Genomic DNA, 19,970 nt, shown 5'->3' on the forward strand with positions numbered 1-19,970 from the left:
TTAAAAACGTCTTATTTTTTGGTTGCGATATTCAGCAACACCCTCTAAATCATCACCTTTTGCTATTACTCTAATGGTTTGAACACCTGATGAAGAATCATGTAATTGACCATACATTGCTGCCTGTTGTTGTCGATTTAAAATCAATTCACCTGAATTAACACGTGCTAATATTTTATCACCGTAAAATGATGAACCACCAACAATACCACCTGTTTCAAATCGTGGTAAACTTGCAAATACTGATGTAATTGTTGCAATGATTGCTGCAATAGCTGCAATATTTGCAGGGAATGGTAAACTACTTGCTGATGCTGTACCTGCTGACATTGATTTAGCTTGGTCAGTAGCAACCTGTTTAATTGCTTCTTGTTTCTGAACTAAACCAAGCTTTTTTAGGTTGTTCATTACCTGCGGTATACCTTTTAAAGCAGTACCGATAAAAGCACCTAATGAATTAGAAGCACCACCAAAAACAGTTGTAAATGAATTACCTAATGATTGTAATTCTTCATTAGTATTCATCACATATGAATCAATGATTTCTAATTTTTCAGGTATTTCATCTAATTCATCACCAATTTCAATTGAATGAATTGGTTGTGATGCTGTACCAACATCACCTGATGATTCAGGTTGTGAACCACCACCTGAAACTGTTGATAGATTTAATTTTACATGTGCAATCTCTTTACCATCATAAGCTGCTTTTATATTATCAACACTTTCTTTTAATTGGTTATTTAGTGTTTCTGCTGCTTCTGCACCTGCATTTTTAATATCATCAAAAGCATCTTTAAATTCTTCTGAAATGGTATCTATAAATGAAAAGTCATCACCTGTAAATAAACCTTTTACCTTTTTCCAAGCTGCTTCAAATATTCTATAAATAAATTCACCTACTGTTTTAATGTAATCAACTATTAACCCGAAATAAGTTTTAACACTTACCCATGTAAACTTTACATTCTCTATGATTACTGCAAATACAGTTCTTAGTGTGTCTGATTGATTGATAAAATCAATGGTTGCATTGATACCATTTTCAATTGCTTTAACTATATCATTCCAATATGCCACAATACCAACTGCTGCAACTGATATAGCAGTAATAATTGCTGATATACCACCTGTCATTGCTGCGTAAAGTGCTGTGATTGCTGTAGCTGCACCATAAATTACAGGTATTGCATTATCAAATGAACCTGTCATTTCATCAATGTAACCAACAAATGATGTTAGGTTAGTAACCACTTGTGTAATAAATCCAAGTAAACCACCTTCACCAAGTGAAATCATTAAACCCTCAATAGCACTATTAAGCTGATTCATTCCCTTTTGCCACGCACCAACACCATCTGTTGCCATTTGTGAAGCTGCACCATTAGAATTATTAATAGCTGTTGATAATCGGTCTATTTCTGTACCTGATGTGTTTATAATAGTTCCTATACTTTTCCAATGTTCACCAAAAATTGCAGCCATTTGTGTATTATTAATACCTGCTGCTGATAGCTTTTCCAAAGTACCAATAAAACCATCAGTTTTTAATGATTCTTCTGTGATGGTAACACCCATTTCTGCAAGTGCTTCACTAACCATTTTAGGCTGCTTTAAAAGTCTTGATAATGAACCTGCTAATGCTGTACCTGCTTCACCACCTTTAATACCATTATTAGCCATTATAGCAGTAGCAGTTGCCATTTCTTCTATTTCTAAACCAAGACCTGCAAATACTGGGGCCGCTTTTTTAGCTGCTTCACCCATCTCTGTAACATCTGTATTTGCTGTTCTTGAAGTTTGTGCTAATACATCAATTACACGTTCAGTTTCAGATATATCATAACCCATACCTGCAACTACATTTGATGCAATATCTGCTGCTGAACCTAAATCAATTGCACCTGCTGCTGCAAGATTAAGTGTATGTGGTAAAGCACTAATTGATTGGTCAGTGTTATAACCTGCCATACCAAGATATTGCAAACCTTCTGCTGCCTGACTTGCACTAAAAGCTGTTGTTGAACCTAAGTGTTTAGCAGTATTGGATAGTCTTTTAAAATCTTCATCTGTTGCTTGTGTAATAGCTTTTACCCTTGACATTGAATTTTGAAAATCACCACTTGCTTCAATGATTTTCTTAAATCCCATACCAATACCTAAACCTGCTAAAAGTCCACCAAGTTTACCAACTACTGCATTTGTATTTTTAAATGATTTGTTTACTTTTCGATTGATGTTATTAACTCCACGCTGATAAGCGTTCATTTTGTTCATAACATCTTTAATATCACCCCTTAAAGCAATTCTTGTTTCTATTGAATTTGCCAATTCATAAAGGATTCTTTTTTGAAATTATCTTTTAGAATGTTGCAACCTTACCTGTTGCTTTTTTACTTTCTAATCGTTTGATAATCTTTTCTTTATCTTCCTTGCTATATACCTTCTTTTCTTTCACCACTTGTTGTAGTTCTTCATTGTTTTTATCCCATTCGAATGGTATAAAATTTTGTGGTGTAAAATCTTTGATTGCTTTTTTATCAAGATGTGGTAAGATTGAATGGAAGGTTGAAATTCTCATTAGTTCCCATTCTTCACGCTGTTTTTTTGAAAGTGAATTAAATACTGCAACTAATTCTTTTCTACTTAATTCATACCAAAAATAATCAGGTGATATTGAAGTATTTGCAACAACATCACCAAATATTTCTACTATTGATACTACTTTTTTTTATCTGTATCTGTTGCTTCTTCAATAGTATCATCACTTTCTTCTGCTGTTGCTTCTGCAATAGTTTCAAATAATGACATATCATCATCAAGAATATCTAAGAAAGCTTCATAACCGATTGTGAATTTTTCGGTTTCATCGGTCTTTTTTCTGTTGCCATTTTTCAAGATGAAATAAAACATTTTCATCTGTTCCTTCATTGATTCAACAGTTGTTTTTTTCATTTCTTCTTCATAATCTAAAATAGCTCTCATTGTGCTTTTTAGATTGTACTTCTTACCATTTAATTCTATTAATTTCATTATTCCATACCCTATTATTTTTTAGAAAAAAAAGGGTGAAAAAATCACCCCTTTTAAATTATTATACTGTTGGTGCTTCTGCTTCTACTAAAGCATCTGTACCATCTAATGTACATGAGAATGTACTATCCTCACCAACCCCTGTTAAATTCCATGTCAGGTTAGTTATAATTGCCTGACCTGTATAAGTTAAATCATCAGTACCATCACTATATTCCATAACAACAGATACTTCATAATTATCTGCTGCTTTCATCTTTGCAAATAAATCACGAAATGAAGCAATATTACTATCACCACTTGCTACTAATGAGTAAGCAGATTGTGAAATATTCCATGAAAGCAAACCTGCTGTTTTCTTTGTCCAAATACTTGAACTTCTATCTGCTGATTTATATTTAACTTCTTTAGTTTCTCTTTCAATATTTAATGAACCATCTGTTTGTAAACCAATAGTTTTACCATCAACTTTTATTAAGAAATTAAGACCGTCAATTGTATCTGTTACATTTGTTAATGCCATTATTCATATTATTCTTTTTTAACTCACATTAAATGTGATTGTTTGTATGTGTGCGTATTCGCTTTTTACCTCTCTAACTGATTCACGATAAATACCGTTAATTCCATTGTTTTTATCTGATTTCCTATCAATTGTATCTGTTACCATCTTCACTATATCACAACCTGAATAGTAATCATCTGTGTAGATGTTCATTAGAATAGTTGCTTTATCATTTCTTGAAAGTTTATTATGGTTAGATTCTATTATTCTTGCAAATTGAATAACAGGGTTATCGGTTGATTCAGGAACATCAACAACGAAAATATTATCATTTACTAAATTGGTTAAAGCTGAATTACTTACAAGTGCATCATAAATAAATTCATTCAACCTTTCCATTATTATTTATCTATCTTTTTTATTACACTTTTGGTGTAATTTTGATACAGAAAATCAACAAATTTTGATTGCAAATCAGTTGATTTACTGCGTAGTGCAGAAGAATAGAAATCTAATCCTATAACTTTACCTGTGTATCTACCACCTTTTGTTGTTCTGTCTGTAGTACCTGAATCAAGTATATGTATCAATTGAGAATCATATCTACCTGTACGACCACCAATTAAAACCAATGGTGATTTTTTAGCAGATTTAACACCTAATGATTTAGCTGTTGCACCTGTACTATCTTCACTAAATGAAAGAAACTTTTTTAAATCCCTACGTGCTTCTTTTACAACTGTTTGAATAGATGCTTTTGCTAATGAACGGTTATAAATTCTTAACAACTCCTTATTAGTCAAATCAACCAATGATTTAGTATCTTTTATCAGTTCCGATTGGTCAATTCTAATATTTGCTTCAAATTGTGCCATTCATTAACTATTCTTTTTTGAAATAGATACATCTAACCAAATTCTATCAACTGTTGGTAATGAATTATTTAAAACATATTCAGCATCATTATAGATGAATTTATCTTCATTAGAAAAGTTATAATTATTTCTACATTTAAAGTTGATATTATTACTTGTAAATGTTTCATTATTATCTACACCTTTACTACCTGAACTTCTTGAAATATAAACCCTTAATTCTCTTTCTTCGTAAGTATAAGATACATCACCTTTATTATTGATTTTGGTTGATTTCTTCCATATGATTTTATCTTTTAATAGTCCACTTCTCATTACCAATATTTTCTTTTATAAGCTGCTGTAAGTGCTTCAACTACTTTTGTTGTTGTAATACCCACACCTGCAACTGTATCATTTCTTAAAGTATCATATAAATCAGAAGCATAGATAATTATAGCATGTCTTAAAGGTGTTGGTAATGTATTGTATCCTGTTATAAATTCAATTTCAATTGATTCTATTGCTTCAATATCTTCTATTTCAAAATGTGAATAGTATTCATTGATTGATAACCCTGATGTACTAATATTATTACCATCAACAATTAATGATGAAATAGATACAAATGGTGAAGTATAAAATATACCGTTTAAATTATCCTTATCTGTTGATACACCTTGATTTGTGGTTAACTCTATATCAGAATTGATTAAATTACTAACATGTTGTGTTGCAACCTCTATAAGTGATTGTAGATATGTATCATCATCAATGTAATCAATATCAATATTTAGGTGTTGTTTTAGTTCATTAACCGTTAGTGTATAACTGTTTATTGATTTATTAATCATTCATATTCTTTAATTTTTGAAGGGTGTGGTGGTGAAGAATATCACCACCTGAAAAACACCCTGATATATAGAGTTATGGAAGGACGTATTAAACAATCACACCTGAAACACTAAATGCATTAGGGTTTCTTAATGCTACTGCTAACATCTTAACTACTGTTACCTTAACTTGACCTTTATCTGAAAGGGTTACATTATCAATAATTACATGTTCGTTATCGAAATCTAAAACAGTAATTTTTGACATATCACCACCTGCAATTTTGTTTGCTACAGGTGAAAGAGTAGAAAAGTAAACCTTATCACCATCGAAAGTTTCACCAAACTTACCTGACTTCTTGAATAAATTAATACCTGAACCACTATCAATTTTAACTGATTTCTTGCTATAGAACATTGAACGTGACATTACAAATGAATATTCATTATCAATATCACATGCTTCTGCTAATGCATCTACACCTGCTTCATCAACTGCTGTTACACCTGCAACTACTGTTGCACCTGTAAATACTGCGTTAAATACATCTGCTGTTACCTTTCTGTCGATTGATTGACGTAGGTTATTAATTTGAGCTTCTAAACCCTCATTAGTCATATTAGAAAGAGTTTCTAAAGTCCAAACCTTAGTAGCTTGGTATCTTTTAGCTGATACAACAGTACCATTATCTGTTTCTGTTTGCTTGGTTACGCTTGCTAATTCTGCTAATTGTTCTGCAACAATTGCATCTTCATAAGGTAATGTGATAACACCTGAACACCCTGGCATGTAATCAACACCCATTTCAGCCCAAATTGGTGCTTTACCAACTATATCTAATTGTGCTACACTTTGAGGTGTTAACTTTGTAAAGTTTGAACTTTCACCATCACCTGCTGCACGTGAAATTTCAATTGTGTTTTTTGCTGATTCTGTGTTAATCGCTTGTCTAATTATCTCAAGTTGAGTTTTTTCATTCATTATGTTTTTTAATTCATTTTTTTCTGATGCAGAACGTTCAATTTCTTTATCAGTATCTTCTTCTACCTTTTCAGGTTCTTTTTCTTCTTTTTCTTCCTTTTCAGGTTCTTGTTCATCTTTTTCTTCCTTTTCAGGTTCTTGTTCATCTTTTTTAGATGGTTCATCTTCTACTTTTTCATCACCCTTTTCAGGTTCTTTTTCTTGTTCATCTTTTTCAGGTTCTTGTTTTGCTCTTTCAATTTCCTTTTCTAATGAAGCTACCTTTTCTTTTAATTCATTAATTTCTTCATCTGACATTAAATTATCATGATTATTTTTTTCATCATCTTCACCTGAACGTGTGATGATTTTTACAGGTGTATTAGCATATGCACCTTCTGTTACAATACTTACATCTTTTAGAATACTTATCTTTTTAATAGTGCGTAAAATCTTATTACCTCCTAAATATTCATCATCGTAATCAGTAATAATTGCTCTAAAAGATGATTCATATAAATCACCTCTATTCACCATTTCAATAGTATCTCTATGTAATTGTGTATCACCAATCAAAACAGATGCAATTAATTCATTATCAGTAATTTTTATTGATAAAGTTTCTGATTTTGTTCTACCTAAAATCTTTCCTTTTTCATGTTGAACAGTTGCAATAACATCTGATAAATCAGTATCATCTAATGCAGTTTTTTCAACTCTTTCAATTATGGTTTTACCATTTTCTTTAATTGTTCCAATCTTTGAATCTTCGTTGAATTTTATTGCAGTAATATCTAAATATTGATTACCTGAATCTGCATCTGACCTAATGATGATTTTTGGTGTTTTATTATCATTCATTAAGATTATTAGATTGTTTTTTATCCTCTATTTGCTTATCAATCATTGGTGAATCTTTAAGCAATGGGTTATTTTTTCCTTCTTCCTCTAATGGTAAATATTGCGCTTGTACTAAATGGTAATCACCCCATTTACCTGCAACGTGTGGTAAGTTTAATTTATCTGCTACCTGATTAGGTGTCATTATACCATTTGAAATTGCAGTAGATAGTGTTGTTATCTTATCTGCAAATGTTATATCAATCAGTGCATCTAAATCAAATTCAACTGTATAACCTTTAATTTTTTCTTCATCTGTAAACATCTTAAAAGCAATTTCATCTGTATAAATCTTACTGATATTAGCCATTGTATTATTTACAAAGCTTCTTGTTTGTTGCTCAATGTTTTGTGATGTATCATTAGCTGATAACATGTAGTTAGGTATCTGATAGAGTGAAGTAATTGTATCACGTGAAAATTCAAGTGTTTTAATTAATTCAGCATCAGCAAATTTTACTGTTAATGGCGTAATCTTTTCACCTAATGATAAGTGTATTGTTTTACCTGCATTAACTGAACCTGATTGATTACTATCAAATAACTTTTTATCAGCTATCATATTCTCATACTTACCACCACTTGGTATTGTTCTTTCAATAGCAAGTGTTGACATAGCATTATTTCGGTAGAAGTTGTTAATGGTTCTGTTTGCGTTACTCATTAACTGATATGTACCATGTGCTGCTGAAAGTGGTGATAAACCAAATACACCATCATTACTTACCCCTTTAAAGTGTAATATATCCTTACTATTGATGTATTTTCTATTTCTCTTACCTTTTATCCTAATATCTGAATTAGGGTAAATATCGTACTCTAATTGATTATTCTGTAACCTCCAATCTTTTACATCAGATGCAGATACATGTTCTAAACTATCATTGTGAATAATGTAGAAACTATTACCAAAAATATTACGTTCCCATTCAGATGTACTTTTTAATGTTTGTGGGTTAGTATAACCATTTGGTTTAATGTTGAATAAATAACTAATTCGATGGTCTTTTATAACTTGTCCATTTTCATCTTTTACTAATATTGGTAATCGTGAAAAGTTATCAGAAAGGATTTTAACACACGTGTATAAAACAGTAATATTTTCTGCTTCGTAGGATGCATCTAAACCATTTAAAATTGTTTGTGTATGACCATATTTAGTTGATGAACCAACCAACGGTAAACCGTTTAGTAAATCAAAAAATAACATTCATATTTGATTCTTTTTTATTCTTGATTATCAAGAATGTGTGAAAGTGTTGAATACTCACTTTCCATGTATAACGCCAATGATATAATAGTAGAAATAATACTATCAATTGGGTTCAACATTTCATCTTTAATAACACGTATTAAATTAGATGATTGTGAAAATTTTATTCGTGCGTTTGAATTACAATATTTCAAAGCAGGATTAAAACCAAAGTTTATATTTTCACTAATTACCAATTCTTCTAATAATTTAGATGGTGGTGAAAGTGTTGTTATACTTTGTGATACAGGTATTTTTTCAATATGTGCTATATCAATATCTGCTTTAAGTTTATTAACTAAATCTTCTGCTGAATATGGGTCATACCCAATAATTTGAACATCAAAATGTTCTATAATTTCTTTAATATCATGATAGATTAAATCATAATTGATTCTGTTTTCGTGTACCTTAATAAAACCTGCATCTATCATTGGTTGTAAGTCTGCACCATTTGCCCTTACTACCTTATTTCTTTCATTTCCAAAATCATCTTTTCTTGATGGGAAATAATGAAATGGATACACTTGTAATTCTTTTGTTGTTTGGTCTTCAATTAAAACTGTCATTGCAGTTAAATCAACCTTAGTTGATAAATCTAACCCTATCCAAGCACGTGCACCATAATGTTCTTCTAACTTAATTTCAGATTTACAACACTTTTCAAAATCTTCAAGTGCTATAAATGGGTCTTCAATAGAAGTTTGAAATATATTAGCATTCTTCACTAAAAAATGCTTCCATGATGATGGTAGTAATAATGCCTTATCCCTCATTGACAGTAGCCTACTTTCTGATATAGCCGAACCAAGACCAGGATTAGCCTTTTCAAGCACTGAAATATCAGATGATTTTGCTTCTTCTTCACTGTCTAATTGATAGATAGCATAGAAAGTTGCATCATCTTTTATTTTACCATTTAGAACTTTTTTAGCTAATTCTACCTGCTCATATAATGGGTAACCAATAGTAAGAAAACCTGTAGTACTTATGGTTAAGAATAAAGGGTTAGCCCTTGCACCCATACCTGTTATTACAACTTGCTTTAAATCAGCCGTTTTAAATGCGTGGCCCTCATCATATAGACATGCGCTGCAATTTTTTCCATCAGCCTTATCTGCTTGTTGTTCTGATAGTTGAGACAACACATGTAATGAATAACCATCATCAAAATGTAATTCATCACGGTATTGTTTAATTCTCTTTTTAATCATTGGTGAATTGCGAATGATTACTTTACAGTAATTCATAAGTTGTTGTGCTTGCTTCTGAACTGTTGCAGCACCAAATAATTCACCACTCATACCACCATATTTCAAAAGTATTGCAATCATTATTGCAGCACCAAACATTGTTTTACCTGATTTCCTTGCTACTAATACTAATCCTTCAGTGTGAAGTCTTTTATTATCATCTGTTAGTATTGCAAACAGGTTTAGTAAAATCCAACATTGCCAACCATCAGGTAAAAATTGTGTTGGTCTATCCTGTATTGGTATGTACATATGGTAGAATAGAATAGCTATATCCCTAAATGCTAATTCATTATAATTATATTCTTTTCTTAATTCCTGACTTCTTTTTATTGCCTTAATTAAATATTCACCTGCTGCAATCTTACCTGAAAGTACATCATCTTCATATTGAAACGCTCTTTTAATTACTTCATCTTCAAATACATTACTTTCTTTTATTAGTCTTAACGGTTTCAATATTATCTACTCTTTTTTTCAAAGCGTCATCAAAATCATCATCTTTTGTTGGTTGAATTTCTACACCATTTCTTTTCAATGATGCAGGTGTTAACATTAAACTATTTAGAATATTAGCTTTTGTTATTTCCATTTTATTTAATTCATTTAATAATGGATGTGGTACAATTCTATCTGCACCTTCACGGCTTGTTGTCTTAATCGAAAAACCATCTTTTTTAAGTGTTTTTCTAATTTCTTTTAATGAACTATCAACATCTATAAGTTGATGTATTGCAGGTAATAACGATGGGTGATAAATATTTAATTCTTCTAATTTCTTCTTAATTTGTTGCCATGTCATTTTGTGTTACCTGTTGTTTTTTCTGTGTTCCCCAAATCACCCCTGAAACACGATATTTTATGTAAGTCTTAGGGTGGTGTGGTTCAGGTACTTATGAGCTTTTTCATTTAATATACCCTCCACCGCTTATTATTTTTTATTTGGGAATGTGAATAAATCATTCATTAATTGATGATTTATCTTTTGTTCTCGATTAGTTTTTAAACTATGACATTTATTACACAATGACATTAAATTATTATCATCATATAACATTGAATGGTTATCACTGTATACATCATCAAGTGTTAATGGTGTGATATGGTCAACAACATCAGCTTCTTTTATTATATCTTTCTTCTTACATCGTTCACATAATGGATTAATGAAAATATAATAGTTTCTAATCTTTTGCCATTCAGAACGATTATAGAAACCTGATTGTGATACTTCGCTATAACCTTTCTTATACTCTTTCTTCTTAATATCCCATTTGAAAGAATATCTTTCTTTCTTCCTCACCCTAATAGATAGGCTTGATTTTGTAGTTAGCTATATTGTAATGCTTTAAATACTTCTCTAACTCCTTCTTAGTCTTAAATTCTTTATCTAATTCTCTAATATGACCACCTTTACCTGTATATGTTGCTGTATAGGCTTTTGCTTTCTTAGCCATTATTCATTGATTCTTTTTTGATATTCAAGAAATTCTAAATATTGCTTTTTCTTGATTTTATGCTTTCTATCTTCTTCCTTATACCACTTAATCAACTGCTTATACTTCTTATCTAACCACTTATGATTAAGTACTATCATTGAAATAATAATATCGGTAACCATTAGTGTATTTATAGATGATATAAACACATCAGGATTGATTATAAGAAGTAATGGATAAGTAAGTAATTTAAGAATTATTAAACTACTTATTATCACATGTTTCTTCATCTTGTGTTGGTTTAATTTCCTCTTTATTTAATTCTTGAATAGCTAATGCTTTAACCGTATTATTCAGATGAATAAATGATACATTAGTTATTGCATTTTGTGCTATTACAATTAAATCATTTAATGCAGCACCATCAACTTTTAAAATTTGTCTTTCTTCCATATCTCTATTATATCTTTTTTATCAGCTTAATTAAGTGGGTGGATAGGTTTTACTATTCAGATGAATAAACCACCCTGTTTTTATAAGCTAATTATGTTTTAATCTCTTTTGTTATATCCCTATACTATATAGACGAATAACTTTGTTAATAAATGGTGTTTTTTTCAATTATTTTTAAAATATTTTCAAAAACATCATTTAAATCATTTAAAGTGTGTTTTGAGTAGTAGTTTATGAAATGATATAACCCTTATATAGTTAACCCTTTTCATAAACTACTACTCAAATTAAATTCAATTTATTGATGATGTAATTATAATATTCTTCATCAGCTAATTTTTCAAAATCATTCAATACTATATCATCTTGTATATTATTTAAATACTTTACTTTACTACTATTCTTTTTATAACCATCAATAATTGCATTTCTTACTGATGCACCACATTCTTTTTTACTTTGAATAACATTAGTATTCATCATCTTTAACACCTGATTCATAAAGTAATCTTCTTTGGTCATAGATTGACCATCAATAATTTCAGGACGTTGATTATACTTATCAATATTTTCAATGAAGAATTTAGTAATTTCTACCTTATATTTTTCTGATAGTTCAACAGATGATGGTGGTGGTGTATCTTCTTCTAAATAAGCTTTATTTGCACCTGATTTGAAGATTTGTCTAATTGGCTTATCGAACAGAATAGATTGATATTGACTATCTGTAATATTGAAGTATTCTAATAGTTCTTCGTGTGGTAATGTACCGATGTAAAGGTCTAATAGTTCACGGTTTGGTAATTGTTTAATTCTTTTTCTATTCAATTCATAGTTTATTGTTTTTTTACCCTATCGGTTATCTTTTCTATTTTACTTTTTCTTTGTGCTATTTCCTTACATTTAATAATATAACTGTAAATAACATCAGCATCAGATGTTATTGGTAGTGGGTTTAGTTCTTTATCGTTTAACCTGATATAAATAAGTTTATTATGTGGGTCAAATATTGTTACTATTTTGTCTTGTCCTTCATTCAACCACCACGCCATCATCAACATCTTCTTTTTTCAAAAAGTAATAATTCTTACCAACTACATCTTTTTTACCTTGTATATCAAAATCATAACATATACAATAATGGTCGGGTAATTCTTCAATCAATAAGATATTATTATACCTTATATTTCTTGATTTGAACGCTTTAATTATTTGTTGTTTGGTCATTACACATCGTTTCTTTTTCTAAAAGATAATTCAGCTTCTAATTCTTCAATTTCATCTTTAATTATTCTTTTTCTGTTTTCCTTTTTCTTAATCTGCTGTTCAATTTCGGTTAATGTAATTTTATAGTCATTGATTTTAGATTGTATCCTTTTCTGCTCTATATTCATTTTATTTTAGTTATTTTTTAAGAGTAAACCCTATACTGTATATATCAATATCTGAAAGTCATTTTTTTCCATTTTTGAAGAAAAAAAAATAAACTTTTTTAATCATTCACCCTATCTATAATATAGAGTTCAGTAATTTATAAGGTTTATTTTTTATTTTTAGTTTGACCATCTTTCATTAGTTTGAAAGGTGGTTTTTTTATGTGGATATATTGAAGAAATAACCGAGAAATGTATATGAATTAGTTTAAAAATAATTTTGAGTAGTAGTTTAAGAAAAGAGGTAACCTATATAGGGTTATATCATTTCAAACATTACTACTCAAATTAACCTTTAAAGGCTTTAAATGGTGATTTCAAATATTTCTTTCACTTTTTTGAAAAAAAACTTTCAATTTTTCAACTTTTCATCTGAAAATATCAATATATACCTATATAGATTTAATGTAGTCTATGATTAAAATTCATTTTATGGTTCGGTGGATGGTCGGCCAATCATCCACCACTTTTTAAAACCTGAATGAATTAAAAAATGAACCATAAAAAGAAATGAACAATGAGTTATTCACTGACAAAAATTTTATTGAACAATTTAGAACAGAAATAGAACTAAATATCTTTGATAATATCAAAGAAACAACAGCTACTACAACAGCATTTTTAGCTGATTTCAGCAAATATTTCATTCAACCCGATACAACCAAGATAGAAAGAAGGTTAATTCAAATTAACCCTTTTAAAAGTTATAAAAAGAACAAATCAAACGCTTTATTACCTCACACAATCATAGTTGATATTGATTTTAAGGAACAGGAACAAATCAACCTATTTCTAAAAGATACACAATCTTCAACATTAGCTGAAGGATTAGAAAGAACACTTAACAATTTTAAAAATGATTCAGCTTGTTTAATAGCTGCTTACTCATCATCAGGTAAAGGCATTAAAGCAATCTACAATGTAATATCTGATTACTATTTCAATCATTATACATCTTTTGATGCTGATAATTCAACATTAGTAGATATGCTAATGATAAAGAATTATGAAGTAGTTAAAGAACATCTTAAAAAAATCAATCTTTATTCACATTTAGATTCAGATGGTAATGAAGTAGGTTATCTGGACCCATCAGCAACCAATGTTACACAAGGTATTTTTTCAAGTAATTCAATCTATCACTTTAATTACTATGCACATATCCTAAAATATAGAATTGATGGTGTTGCTTTTGATTCTGAATTGAATTATAAATCAAAAACATCGTTATCTGTAGAACAAACAGCATCACTAAATAACCTATATGCGAGCGATTTTTTAAAGTATCTCTTTCAAAAGAATAAAGAAGCACATGTTGATGAAGAAAGTAAAAAAGAATGGCTTAAAATCCTTGATATACTATCTTCAAAAATGGCGCATCTCCAACCATCGTTATCTTTGCGCTTTTCCTTGAAATATCTTGATGATGAGTATAGACAACACTTTTACAATTTCTTCTGTAAGTTATATGTAGGTAAGAAAAGACACATGTTTTTAAGTAATTATGAACAGTTTGTAAAACACTTACATACTCTTAACGCTACATATATCACACCATTATCTTCATTGTTTGGTGATATTTATAGCGTTAATCCTTTGCGTAATTCTTCATATAACAGTGATTTTTTCAATAATAAATATGATTTGATGCTTTCATATGATGAATATATTTCAGAACATCAAACCACCTTATTTGATGCTTTTGATAGTAATGAAAGAACAGTATTAAAAGCAGAACCAGGTGCAGGTAAAAGTACATTATTACAAGACTATTTTATTAAGTCTTTAGCAACTGATTTAAAACGTGTTGTATTCGTAATACCTAAAAATTCATTACTTGACCAACAACATCATATAATTGAAAGTAAATTAGAAGCATTCAATAAAGGTAGAGGTGATAAAATAAGATTAGTAAAAAATTACGGTATAGGTAATAGATACATCAAAGATGATTATTCATCAGATGAAAGATTATTAATTCTATCATCTACACCAAAATTAAAATATGTATCTGATGCAGAATTAGTATGTGTTGATGAAATTCAGAATTTAGTGTTCTATTCAAACGAAATTCTTTCAAATATTCCCGATGTTAAATTAATCCTAACCAGTGCAACACCTGAACCTTATTTAATAGCTAAATCATCATACTATTACATCAACCTGAACAAGAACAATAAGAAGAAAAAAAAGCTTACTAAAATAATCTCTAAGCATCACACAACCACATTAAAAGGTTTGATTGATGGTGATAGAAAGCAGTTGATTTTTTACAACAATTTCGATGCATCAAAAAATATAGCTGAAACTTTTAAAGATGTTGATTTTCACTATTTGAATAGTCAAGTTAAGAATGAAAAAGATGTAAAAGATGTGGTTATTGACCAAGAACTGAACCACACACACTACATCAGTACATCATTTATATCTGATGGTATCAACTTCAATAACATTGAATGGAATGATTTAATTATTATTGAAAACTCTACTTTATCACCATTTGAAATTGAGCAATTAAGTAACCGATTTAGAAAAATAAAAAACCTGAATATCTACCTATTATCAAAAAGTAGAACAGATAGTTTTTTAAAAAATGTTGATTTCACGAATTTTCATGATGATACATACTATCAGCAACGATTGAAAGAATTAAGAAAGAAAGAAGCTTTATTAAACGCTAATTTCATTGATGGTAAAGAGTATGTAAATAGTAATTACTTCATCAAGTTAGAAAATACAGGTAAATATGTGTTAAATACTGATGCAATTAAGTTAGAAATCTACAATAATACATACCATCAGCTTTACATGAATAAGATAGATATTTGTGATGCTTCATTAAACTACTACTTTGATACTGAACAGGTTTTTATATTGAAAGGTAATGATGATAAATTAGATTCATCTAAAATATTAGCTGATATATTTATTCAACACTACAAAGAAATCATCAACCATTTAACCAACACACCACACCTTCAATTTATAGGTGAATTTGGTGATGTTGATATTAATAATGATACTCTATCTGTTATCAAATTCAACCAATCATTCTATACTAAATTAGTTGGTAGGTGTAATGAAATGAAGATGTTAGATATTGATATAGATGATAACCTACACAATGTAGTGCAGAATGATAATGTGTTTGCACGTTTTTTAGCACGTCAAAAGAAATTAAAGTTAGATGAAAGTAATGGTAAACAATTAGATACACTATCTAAATTAGCTTATGAGCGACAAAATAAGATGATTGATATTATTTCTAATAATATTGAAATACATGATGGTTACACACGTGCAACAAAAAGGAATCCGATACAACAGCATTATAGATACATTCTAATTGATGATGTAATATCACACTTTGAAAATAATGATAAAGATTATAAATATTTTGAAAATGAAGATGGTAAAAAAGAATTTGAAAAAAATAATAAATCTTTAGGTATTTATTTAAGCTTCATAAAACGCTTTATATCAGGTAAGAAAAGCAAAAGAATTAATGGTTCACCAAGAAAAATTTACTTATTAAAATGATTTTGGAAAAATATGACTTTTAGAATTAAATAAATACTACTAAAAGAAATATTACAACCATGAATGATGAATTAAACAAACGTGAATTACATGACATATTCAATCAGCAAATTGATAACAATATTAGTGCTGAACAATTATTAGATGAATGGTCATATTTAAAAAGTCAAAAGCTAAGAAAAAAGAAAATTGATAAACTAAAATCAATTATAAAATCAAACCCTAACCAAAATGAAACTTCTAACTAAGAAAAAGATAACAACATCATCATTAATATGCTCGATTCCTGTACTAACATATTTAGTACATCCACCTGCAACTATTACTGCATTAGCTTTTGTTGTATTTGCTTATACTACACCATTATATGAATGGTTGATAGGAAAAAAAGAAGATGAAACCAATGGTAAGATTAAATGATTATAGTCATATTCAACTGTCAGATATTGACATTAAAAAAGATGGTAGTATTGAAGTACTAATCTTTTTATCTGATGATTGGTGGTGTTGGGAAAAATTCGAAAATCTACAACCTAACCTTCAAAGAAAAATTACTTGTCTTTTAAGAAAAGAGAAGATTGAAAAAATAATGAAAAAGATAGATGAAGAATAACACATTCCAGTTCGGACAACATATAGCATTAGTAAGCAGTCAATTAAGCCTATCAGGTAGCATAGTAACACATGATGATGATAGTATATTAATCAAAGTACCTGTGATTTCATTGAAGAAGAAAGAAAAATTGTTATCATCTATCAACTTCTTACACTATAAAAAAGTAGGAATAGTTGAAGTATTTGAAGATACCGATGGTATTATTGATGATGTTTATTTTAAATTTATTTGTTAATTTTGAGGTAAACATTTTAAAATTAAAACTATGAGTGAGAAAAAATTTAGTAGTGCAGAAGTTGCCAAATCAATTGAAGGATTATTAGAAAAAAAGCAACCAAAAAGCTATTACCAATCTTTAATGAAAGCATTAGGTGAACAGCCAACATTTGAATTGATAAGTAATCTAATTAGATTTTCAGTATTTGAAGAAATAGATAATTATAGAAGTGTAGCTGAATTAGCAGATGATAAAGTAGAAGAAATGAAAGCTGCTGAAATAGAAAAATTAGAAAAAAGATTAAAAGAATTAAAAGGTGAATAACACCTACATCTACCTCATTTAAAGAGCAATCAATTATGGTTGCTCTTTTTTTTTTGATTTTTTTTTAAACTTTTTTCAAAACTCATACTACAAATAGGACCGTTGGGTATTATAAGTAATAAATAAATAATTAAATTTTAAATAATATGAAAGAAAAAGTTTTAAAAAAAATGAATAAAGAAAAAGCATTAAATAATTTCTATAAAGAAGTTGATGAACAAAGTAAAAAATTCGGTGATATCTATGAAATAGAACTATGTGCAAATTGTCTTTCATCTGATGTTGTTGTTATCTACAATGGTGTACATATTGCACCGAATGAAGGTGGTAAGGTTGAAAAAATTGGTAATTACGTAGATAGTTATTGTAATAAGTGTAATTATATGGGTACGAAAATTTTTAAAAGCAATGAAGAGTTTGAAGATTATTTGGATGAAATATTTTAGAGTTAAGTATTCAACTAATTCATTTATAGTTTATAAAAAGAAGAAGGTGAATGAACTACTTTTCGTGTTGAAGAAAAATAATGATGCAGTTGAAATTAAAAAAGCTGCTTAAATTATGAAGCGATGAAAGAACTAAAAAAACTATGGATATGAAAAACCCTTAACAGCTAATTGTTAAGGGTTTTTTGTATAATCTAATTTAATACTTCACCATCATCACTTATATCTTTTACTATCGGTATCTTCTTCATAATTAGATTATCAAATGTTTCATTTTTTCTGAAACTAAACACCCTGTTATTAAAGTTTTTATCAAAAGTGAGGTTAGGTATCTTTATTAAAAAATCTAATTTACTACCTGTTAGAAAATATCTTTTTAAACCACCAACAAATTCAACACAAACAATCATATTAGTTGAATGTAGCTTATCTTCATAAATAGTATAAAGGTGAATTTTTGAAACCACGTTATCAATTAACCTTCTTAATTTAGCTGCATCACCTTTTACATTACGTAGAAATGATTTATAATCATTGAATTTCTCTTTATATTCCTTTAGTTCAGATATTTCAGTTTTATAACTATCAATATCATTAGATAATTTTTCTTGTTTCTTTTTTATGGTAGTGTGTTGTTTTTTAAGTAATTCAGCATCAATGAAAGTTAGTGAACTAACATTACTAACAAATCTTTCTTCTTCTTTAATAGCTTCTTCTAATTCTTTCTTTGATTCCTTTATAAATACCTTAATATCGCTGATTTTTTCATCAATGTTATTTAATGATACATCATCAGTAAAAGCGTGGTAAAGTTCGTTTTCTTGTTCTATTAAGAACTTCCAAACAGCACTATTTAATTTATCAACCCTGATTGAATGCGTATCAACACATCTTTCATTATACTTTCTACCATGACATTTATAACGTGTGTAAGTACGTGGATTACCCTTATATTTTGTTGTATTTCGTGTGATGGTCATTGCACAACCACATTCACCACATCTTACAATTTTAGATGGTAACAGATAATTATATCTGTTTGTATGACCAACATTAGAACGTGAGTTTCTAATTTCTGCTGCTGCTTCAAAAAGTTTATCTGAAATTATACGTGGTGTTGGGTAGTTCCCTTGTTTGATATACTGTTTATTTGCTAATATCTTATTAATAGTAGTATCACACCACTTATCACGCTTAATCATCTTTTTCCTATTCAACAATTTACCTTCTTCGTGTAGGTTTTGATGTTTAGTAGGAATACCATGATTATTAAGATATTGCATTATCTTTTTACTACCGTACTTACTATCAACGTAAAGTTTAAATATCTTCTTTACAATCTTCTTTTCATCATCATTTATAGTTATTTGCCCTGATTCAATATCAACATTATAACCATATGCTGCATAACTTAACCCTGGACTTAAACCATCATTTTTACGCTTTAAAACACCTTTTTCTTTCCTTGCTTCAATTGTAGATAGTTCATTTTCAGCGATTGAAGATATTATTGAAAATACCATCTTTGTGGATGGGTCAACAGTGTAATTACCATTTCTATCAGTGTGAAAAAGTGATATTTGCTCTTTTAGTGAAAATATATTTACCTCTAAATCAATTAGTTCATCCGTTACAGTCATCACATCGGAATTTTTACGACCAAAACGACTAATTTCATGGATACCGACTTCATCCACTTCATCTTTATTAGCCCTGATATACTCCATCATTTCTTTATACACAGGTCTATCAAAGATTGGTAGTTTACCTGATTTCTTTTCTTCGTACACCTTTACTATATTGTACTTGTTCTTATCCTTATAATGTTGTTCTAACATTAAAGTAGATGATGAAGTGTCTTGTCTTTTCGTTGACACACGGCTGTAGATAATTACATTCTTCATTTTCAAT

Annotated in this window: 26 protein-coding genes; 6 read left to right on the forward strand and 20 right to left on the reverse strand. The window is 29.1% G+C overall.

Annotation, left to right across the window (positions count from 1 at the left end):
• From ACRD69_RS00695 to ACRD69_RS00785, 19 genes are all read right to left on the reverse strand, one after another.
• Complete coding sequence (locus tag ACRD69_RS00695) at window positions 1–2,331, reverse strand: phage tail tape measure protein (protein WP_430813129.1); 2,331 nt, start codon at window positions 2,329–2,331, stop codon at window positions 1–3.
• Between the two features lie 31 nt (window positions 2,332–2,362).
• Complete coding sequence (locus ACRD69_RS00700) at window positions 2,363–2,581, reverse strand: hypothetical protein (protein WP_430813130.1); 219 nt, start codon at window positions 2,579–2,581, stop codon at window positions 2,363–2,365.
• 140 nt (window positions 2,582–2,721) lie between these two features.
• Complete coding sequence (locus tag ACRD69_RS00705) at window positions 2,722–3,033, reverse strand: hypothetical protein (protein ID WP_430813131.1); 312 nt, start codon at window positions 3,031–3,033, stop codon at window positions 2,722–2,724.
• 61 nt (window positions 3,034–3,094) lie between these two features.
• Window positions 3,095–3,556: a phage tail tube protein gene (locus ACRD69_RS00710; protein WP_430813132.1), complete on the reverse strand. Its 462-nt coding sequence runs from the start codon at window positions 3,554–3,556 to the stop codon at window positions 3,095–3,097.
• A gap of 18 nt (window positions 3,557–3,574) precedes the next feature.
• Window positions 3,575–3,937 (reverse strand): hypothetical protein, encoded by a 363-nt coding sequence (locus tag ACRD69_RS00715; protein ID WP_430813133.1) that lies wholly within the window; start codon window positions 3,935–3,937, stop codon window positions 3,575–3,577.
• Between the two features lie 2 nt (window positions 3,938–3,939).
• Window positions 3,940–4,413 (reverse strand): hypothetical protein, encoded by a 474-nt coding sequence (locus tag ACRD69_RS00720; protein ID WP_430813134.1) that lies wholly within the window; start codon window positions 4,411–4,413, stop codon window positions 3,940–3,942.
• 3 nt (window positions 4,414–4,416) lie between these two features.
• A complete protein-coding gene (locus ACRD69_RS00725; RefSeq protein WP_430813135.1) occupies window positions 4,417–4,728 on the reverse strand; it encodes a hypothetical protein in 312 nt (103 codons plus the stop codon).
• Window positions 4,728–5,246: a head-tail connector protein gene (locus ACRD69_RS00730; RefSeq protein WP_430813136.1), complete on the reverse strand. Its 519-nt coding sequence runs from the start codon at window positions 5,244–5,246 to the stop codon at window positions 4,728–4,730. The genes ACRD69_RS00725 and ACRD69_RS00730 overlap by 1 nt, the downstream gene beginning before the upstream one ends.
• Window positions 5,247–5,334: 88 nt before the next feature.
• Window positions 5,335–7,047 (reverse strand): HK97 family phage prohead protease, encoded by a 1,713-nt coding sequence (locus ACRD69_RS00735; protein ID WP_430813137.1) that lies wholly within the window; start codon window positions 7,045–7,047, stop codon window positions 5,335–5,337.
• A complete protein-coding gene (locus ACRD69_RS00740; protein ID WP_430813138.1) occupies window positions 7,040–8,296 on the reverse strand; it encodes a phage portal protein in 1,257 nt (418 codons plus the stop codon). The genes ACRD69_RS00735 and ACRD69_RS00740 overlap by 8 nt, the downstream gene beginning before the upstream one ends.
• Before the next feature lie 17 nt (window positions 8,297–8,313).
• Entirely contained in the window at window positions 8,314–10,050 is a 1,737-nt protein-coding gene (locus ACRD69_RS00745; RefSeq protein WP_430813139.1) for a terminase TerL endonuclease subunit, read from the reverse strand.
• Window positions 10,019–10,393, reverse strand: coding sequence for a P27 family phage terminase small subunit (locus ACRD69_RS00750; protein WP_430813140.1), 375 nt, complete (start codon window positions 10,391–10,393; stop codon window positions 10,019–10,021). The genes ACRD69_RS00745 and ACRD69_RS00750 overlap by 32 nt, the downstream gene beginning before the upstream one ends.
• A 129-nt stretch (window positions 10,394–10,522) precedes the next feature.
• Window positions 10,523–10,894 carry an HNH endonuclease signature motif containing protein gene (locus tag ACRD69_RS00755; protein WP_430813141.1) on the reverse strand — a complete coding sequence of 124 codons (372 nt, stop codon included), beginning with the start codon at window positions 10,892–10,894 and terminating at the stop codon, window positions 10,523–10,525.
• A gap of 1 nt (window position 10,895) precedes the next feature.
• Entirely contained in the window at window positions 10,896–11,048 is a 153-nt protein-coding gene (locus ACRD69_RS00760) for a hypothetical protein (protein ID WP_430813142.1), read from the reverse strand.
• Window positions 11,048–11,320 (reverse strand): hypothetical protein, encoded by a 273-nt coding sequence (locus ACRD69_RS00765; protein ID WP_430813143.1) that lies wholly within the window; start codon window positions 11,318–11,320, stop codon window positions 11,048–11,050. Before ACRD69_RS00765 ends, ACRD69_RS00760 begins: the two co-directional genes overlap by 1 nt.
• Window positions 11,295–11,483, reverse strand: a complete 189-nt coding sequence (locus ACRD69_RS00770; RefSeq protein ID WP_430813144.1) for a hypothetical protein — start codon at window positions 11,481–11,483, stop codon at window positions 11,295–11,297. Before ACRD69_RS00770 ends, ACRD69_RS00765 begins: the two co-directional genes overlap by 26 nt.
• A gap of 282 nt (window positions 11,484–11,765) precedes the next feature.
• Window positions 11,766–12,311, reverse strand: coding sequence for a hypothetical protein (locus ACRD69_RS00775; protein ID WP_430813145.1), 546 nt, complete (start codon window positions 12,309–12,311; stop codon window positions 11,766–11,768).
• A 204-nt stretch (window positions 12,312–12,515) separates the two neighbouring features.
• Window positions 12,516–12,710, reverse strand: coding sequence for a hypothetical protein (locus ACRD69_RS00780; RefSeq protein WP_430813146.1), 195 nt, complete (start codon window positions 12,708–12,710; stop codon window positions 12,516–12,518).
• Window positions 12,710–12,877 (reverse strand): hypothetical protein, encoded by a 168-nt coding sequence (locus ACRD69_RS00785; protein WP_430813147.1) that lies wholly within the window; start codon window positions 12,875–12,877, stop codon window positions 12,710–12,712. Before ACRD69_RS00785 ends, ACRD69_RS00780 begins: the two co-directional genes overlap by 1 nt.
• A 549-nt stretch (window positions 12,878–13,426) precedes the next feature.
• Here ACRD69_RS00785 and ACRD69_RS00790 point away from each other — a divergent pair.
• The 6 genes from ACRD69_RS00790 to ACRD69_RS00815 all read left to right on the forward strand — a co-directional run bounded on the left by ACRD69_RS00790 (window position 13,427) and on the right by ACRD69_RS00815 (window position 18,059).
• Window positions 13,427–16,456 (forward strand): DEAD/DEAH box helicase, encoded by a 3,030-nt coding sequence (locus ACRD69_RS00790; RefSeq protein WP_430813148.1) that lies wholly within the window; start codon window positions 13,427–13,429, stop codon window positions 16,454–16,456.
• 59 nt (window positions 16,457–16,515) lie between these two features.
• Entirely contained in the window at window positions 16,516–16,704 is a 189-nt protein-coding gene (locus ACRD69_RS00795; protein ID WP_430813149.1) for a hypothetical protein, read from the forward strand.
• Window positions 16,705–16,850: 146 nt separating this feature from the next.
• Window positions 16,851–17,069, forward strand: coding sequence for a hypothetical protein (locus ACRD69_RS00800; protein ID WP_430813150.1), 219 nt, complete (start codon window positions 16,851–16,853; stop codon window positions 17,067–17,069).
• Complete coding sequence (locus ACRD69_RS00805; RefSeq protein WP_430813151.1) at window positions 17,059–17,307, forward strand: hypothetical protein; 249 nt, start codon at window positions 17,059–17,061, stop codon at window positions 17,305–17,307. Before ACRD69_RS00800 ends, ACRD69_RS00805 begins: the two co-directional genes overlap by 11 nt.
• A gap of 30 nt (window positions 17,308–17,337) precedes the next feature.
• Window positions 17,338–17,613, forward strand: a complete 276-nt coding sequence (locus ACRD69_RS00810; RefSeq protein WP_430813152.1) for a hypothetical protein — start codon at window positions 17,338–17,340, stop codon at window positions 17,611–17,613.
• A 146-nt stretch (window positions 17,614–17,759) separates the two neighbouring features.
• A complete protein-coding gene (locus ACRD69_RS00815) occupies window positions 17,760–18,059 on the forward strand; it encodes a hypothetical protein (RefSeq protein ID WP_430813153.1) in 300 nt (99 codons plus the stop codon).
• A gap of 194 nt (window positions 18,060–18,253) precedes the next feature.
• Here ACRD69_RS00815 and ACRD69_RS00820 read toward each other — a convergent pair whose 3' ends face one another.
• The gene (locus ACRD69_RS00820; protein WP_430813154.1) at window positions 18,254–19,963 is read right to left on the reverse strand and encodes a recombinase family protein; all 1,710 of its coding nucleotides are present in this window, start codon (window positions 19,961–19,963) and stop codon (window positions 18,254–18,256) included.
• Window positions 19,964–19,970 lie beyond the last annotated feature (7 nt).

This window comes from Carboxylicivirga agarovorans, assembly GCF_050589845.1.
Taxonomy (GTDB): Bacteria; Bacteroidota; Bacteroidia; order Bacteroidales; family Marinilabiliaceae; genus Carboxylicivirga; species Carboxylicivirga agarovorans.

Excerpts from the sequence above, each read along its gene's own strand:
- ACRD69_RS00700 (WP_430813130.1), bottom strand. The coding sequence starts at position 2,581 with ATGAGAATTTCAACCTTCCATTCAATCTTACCACATCTTGATAAAAAA.
- ACRD69_RS00705 (WP_430813131.1), bottom strand. The coding sequence starts at position 3,033 with ATGAAATTAATAGAATTAAATGGTAAGAAGTACAATCTAAAAAGCACA.
- ACRD69_RS00710 (WP_430813132.1), bottom strand. The coding sequence starts at position 3,556 with ATGGCATTAACAAATGTAACAGATACAATTGACGGTCTTAATTTCTTA.
- ACRD69_RS00715 (WP_430813133.1), bottom strand. The coding sequence starts at position 3,937 with ATGGAAAGGTTGAATGAATTTATTTATGATGCACTTGTAAGTAATTCA.
- ACRD69_RS00720 (WP_430813134.1), bottom strand. The coding sequence starts at position 4,413 with ATGGCACAATTTGAAGCAAATATTAGAATTGACCAATCGGAACTGATA.
- ACRD69_RS00725 (WP_430813135.1), bottom strand. The coding sequence starts at position 4,728 with ATGAGAAGTGGACTATTAAAAGATAAAATCATATGGAAGAAATCAACC.
- ACRD69_RS00730 (WP_430813136.1), bottom strand. The coding sequence starts at position 5,246 with ATGATTAATAAATCAATAAACAGTTATACACTAACGGTTAATGAACTA.
- ACRD69_RS00735 (WP_430813137.1), bottom strand. The coding sequence starts at position 7,047 with ATGAATGATAATAAAACACCAAAAATCATCATTAGGTCAGATGCAGAT.
- ACRD69_RS00740 (WP_430813138.1), bottom strand. The coding sequence starts at position 8,296 with ATGTTATTTTTTGATTTACTAAACGGTTTACCGTTGGTTGGTTCATCA.
- ACRD69_RS00750 (WP_430813140.1), bottom strand. The coding sequence starts at position 10,393 with ATGACATGGCAACAAATTAAGAAGAAATTAGAAGAATTAAATATTTAT.
- ACRD69_RS00760 (WP_430813142.1), bottom strand. The coding sequence starts at position 11,048 with ATGGCTAAGAAAGCAAAAGCCTATACAGCAACATATACAGGTAAAGGT.
- ACRD69_RS00765 (WP_430813143.1), bottom strand. The coding sequence starts at position 11,320 with ATGAAGAAACATGTGATAATAAGTAGTTTAATAATTCTTAAATTACTT.
- ACRD69_RS00770 (WP_430813144.1), bottom strand. The coding sequence starts at position 11,483 with ATGGAAGAAAGACAAATTTTAAAAGTTGATGGTGCTGCATTAAATGAT.
- ACRD69_RS00780 (WP_430813146.1), bottom strand. The coding sequence starts at position 12,710 with ATGACCAAACAACAAATAATTAAAGCGTTCAAATCAAGAAATATAAGG.
- ACRD69_RS00785 (WP_430813147.1), bottom strand. The coding sequence starts at position 12,877 with ATGAATATAGAGCAGAAAAGGATACAATCTAAAATCAATGACTATAAA.
- ACRD69_RS00790 (WP_430813148.1), top strand. The coding sequence starts at position 13,427 with ATGAACAATGAGTTATTCACTGACAAAAATTTTATTGAACAATTTAGA.
- ACRD69_RS00795 (WP_430813149.1), top strand. The coding sequence starts at position 16,516 with ATGAATGATGAATTAAACAAACGTGAATTACATGACATATTCAATCAG.
- ACRD69_RS00800 (WP_430813150.1), top strand. The coding sequence starts at position 16,851 with ATGAAACCAATGGTAAGATTAAATGATTATAGTCATATTCAACTGTCA.
- ACRD69_RS00805 (WP_430813151.1), top strand. The coding sequence starts at position 17,059 with ATGAAGAATAACACATTCCAGTTCGGACAACATATAGCATTAGTAAGC.
- ACRD69_RS00810 (WP_430813152.1), top strand. The coding sequence starts at position 17,338 with ATGAGTGAGAAAAAATTTAGTAGTGCAGAAGTTGCCAAATCAATTGAA.
- ACRD69_RS00815 (WP_430813153.1), top strand. The coding sequence starts at position 17,760 with ATGAAAGAAAAAGTTTTAAAAAAAATGAATAAAGAAAAAGCATTAAAT.
- ACRD69_RS00820 (WP_430813154.1), bottom strand. The coding sequence starts at position 19,963 with ATGAAGAATGTAATTATCTACAGCCGTGTGTCAACGAAAAGACAAGAC.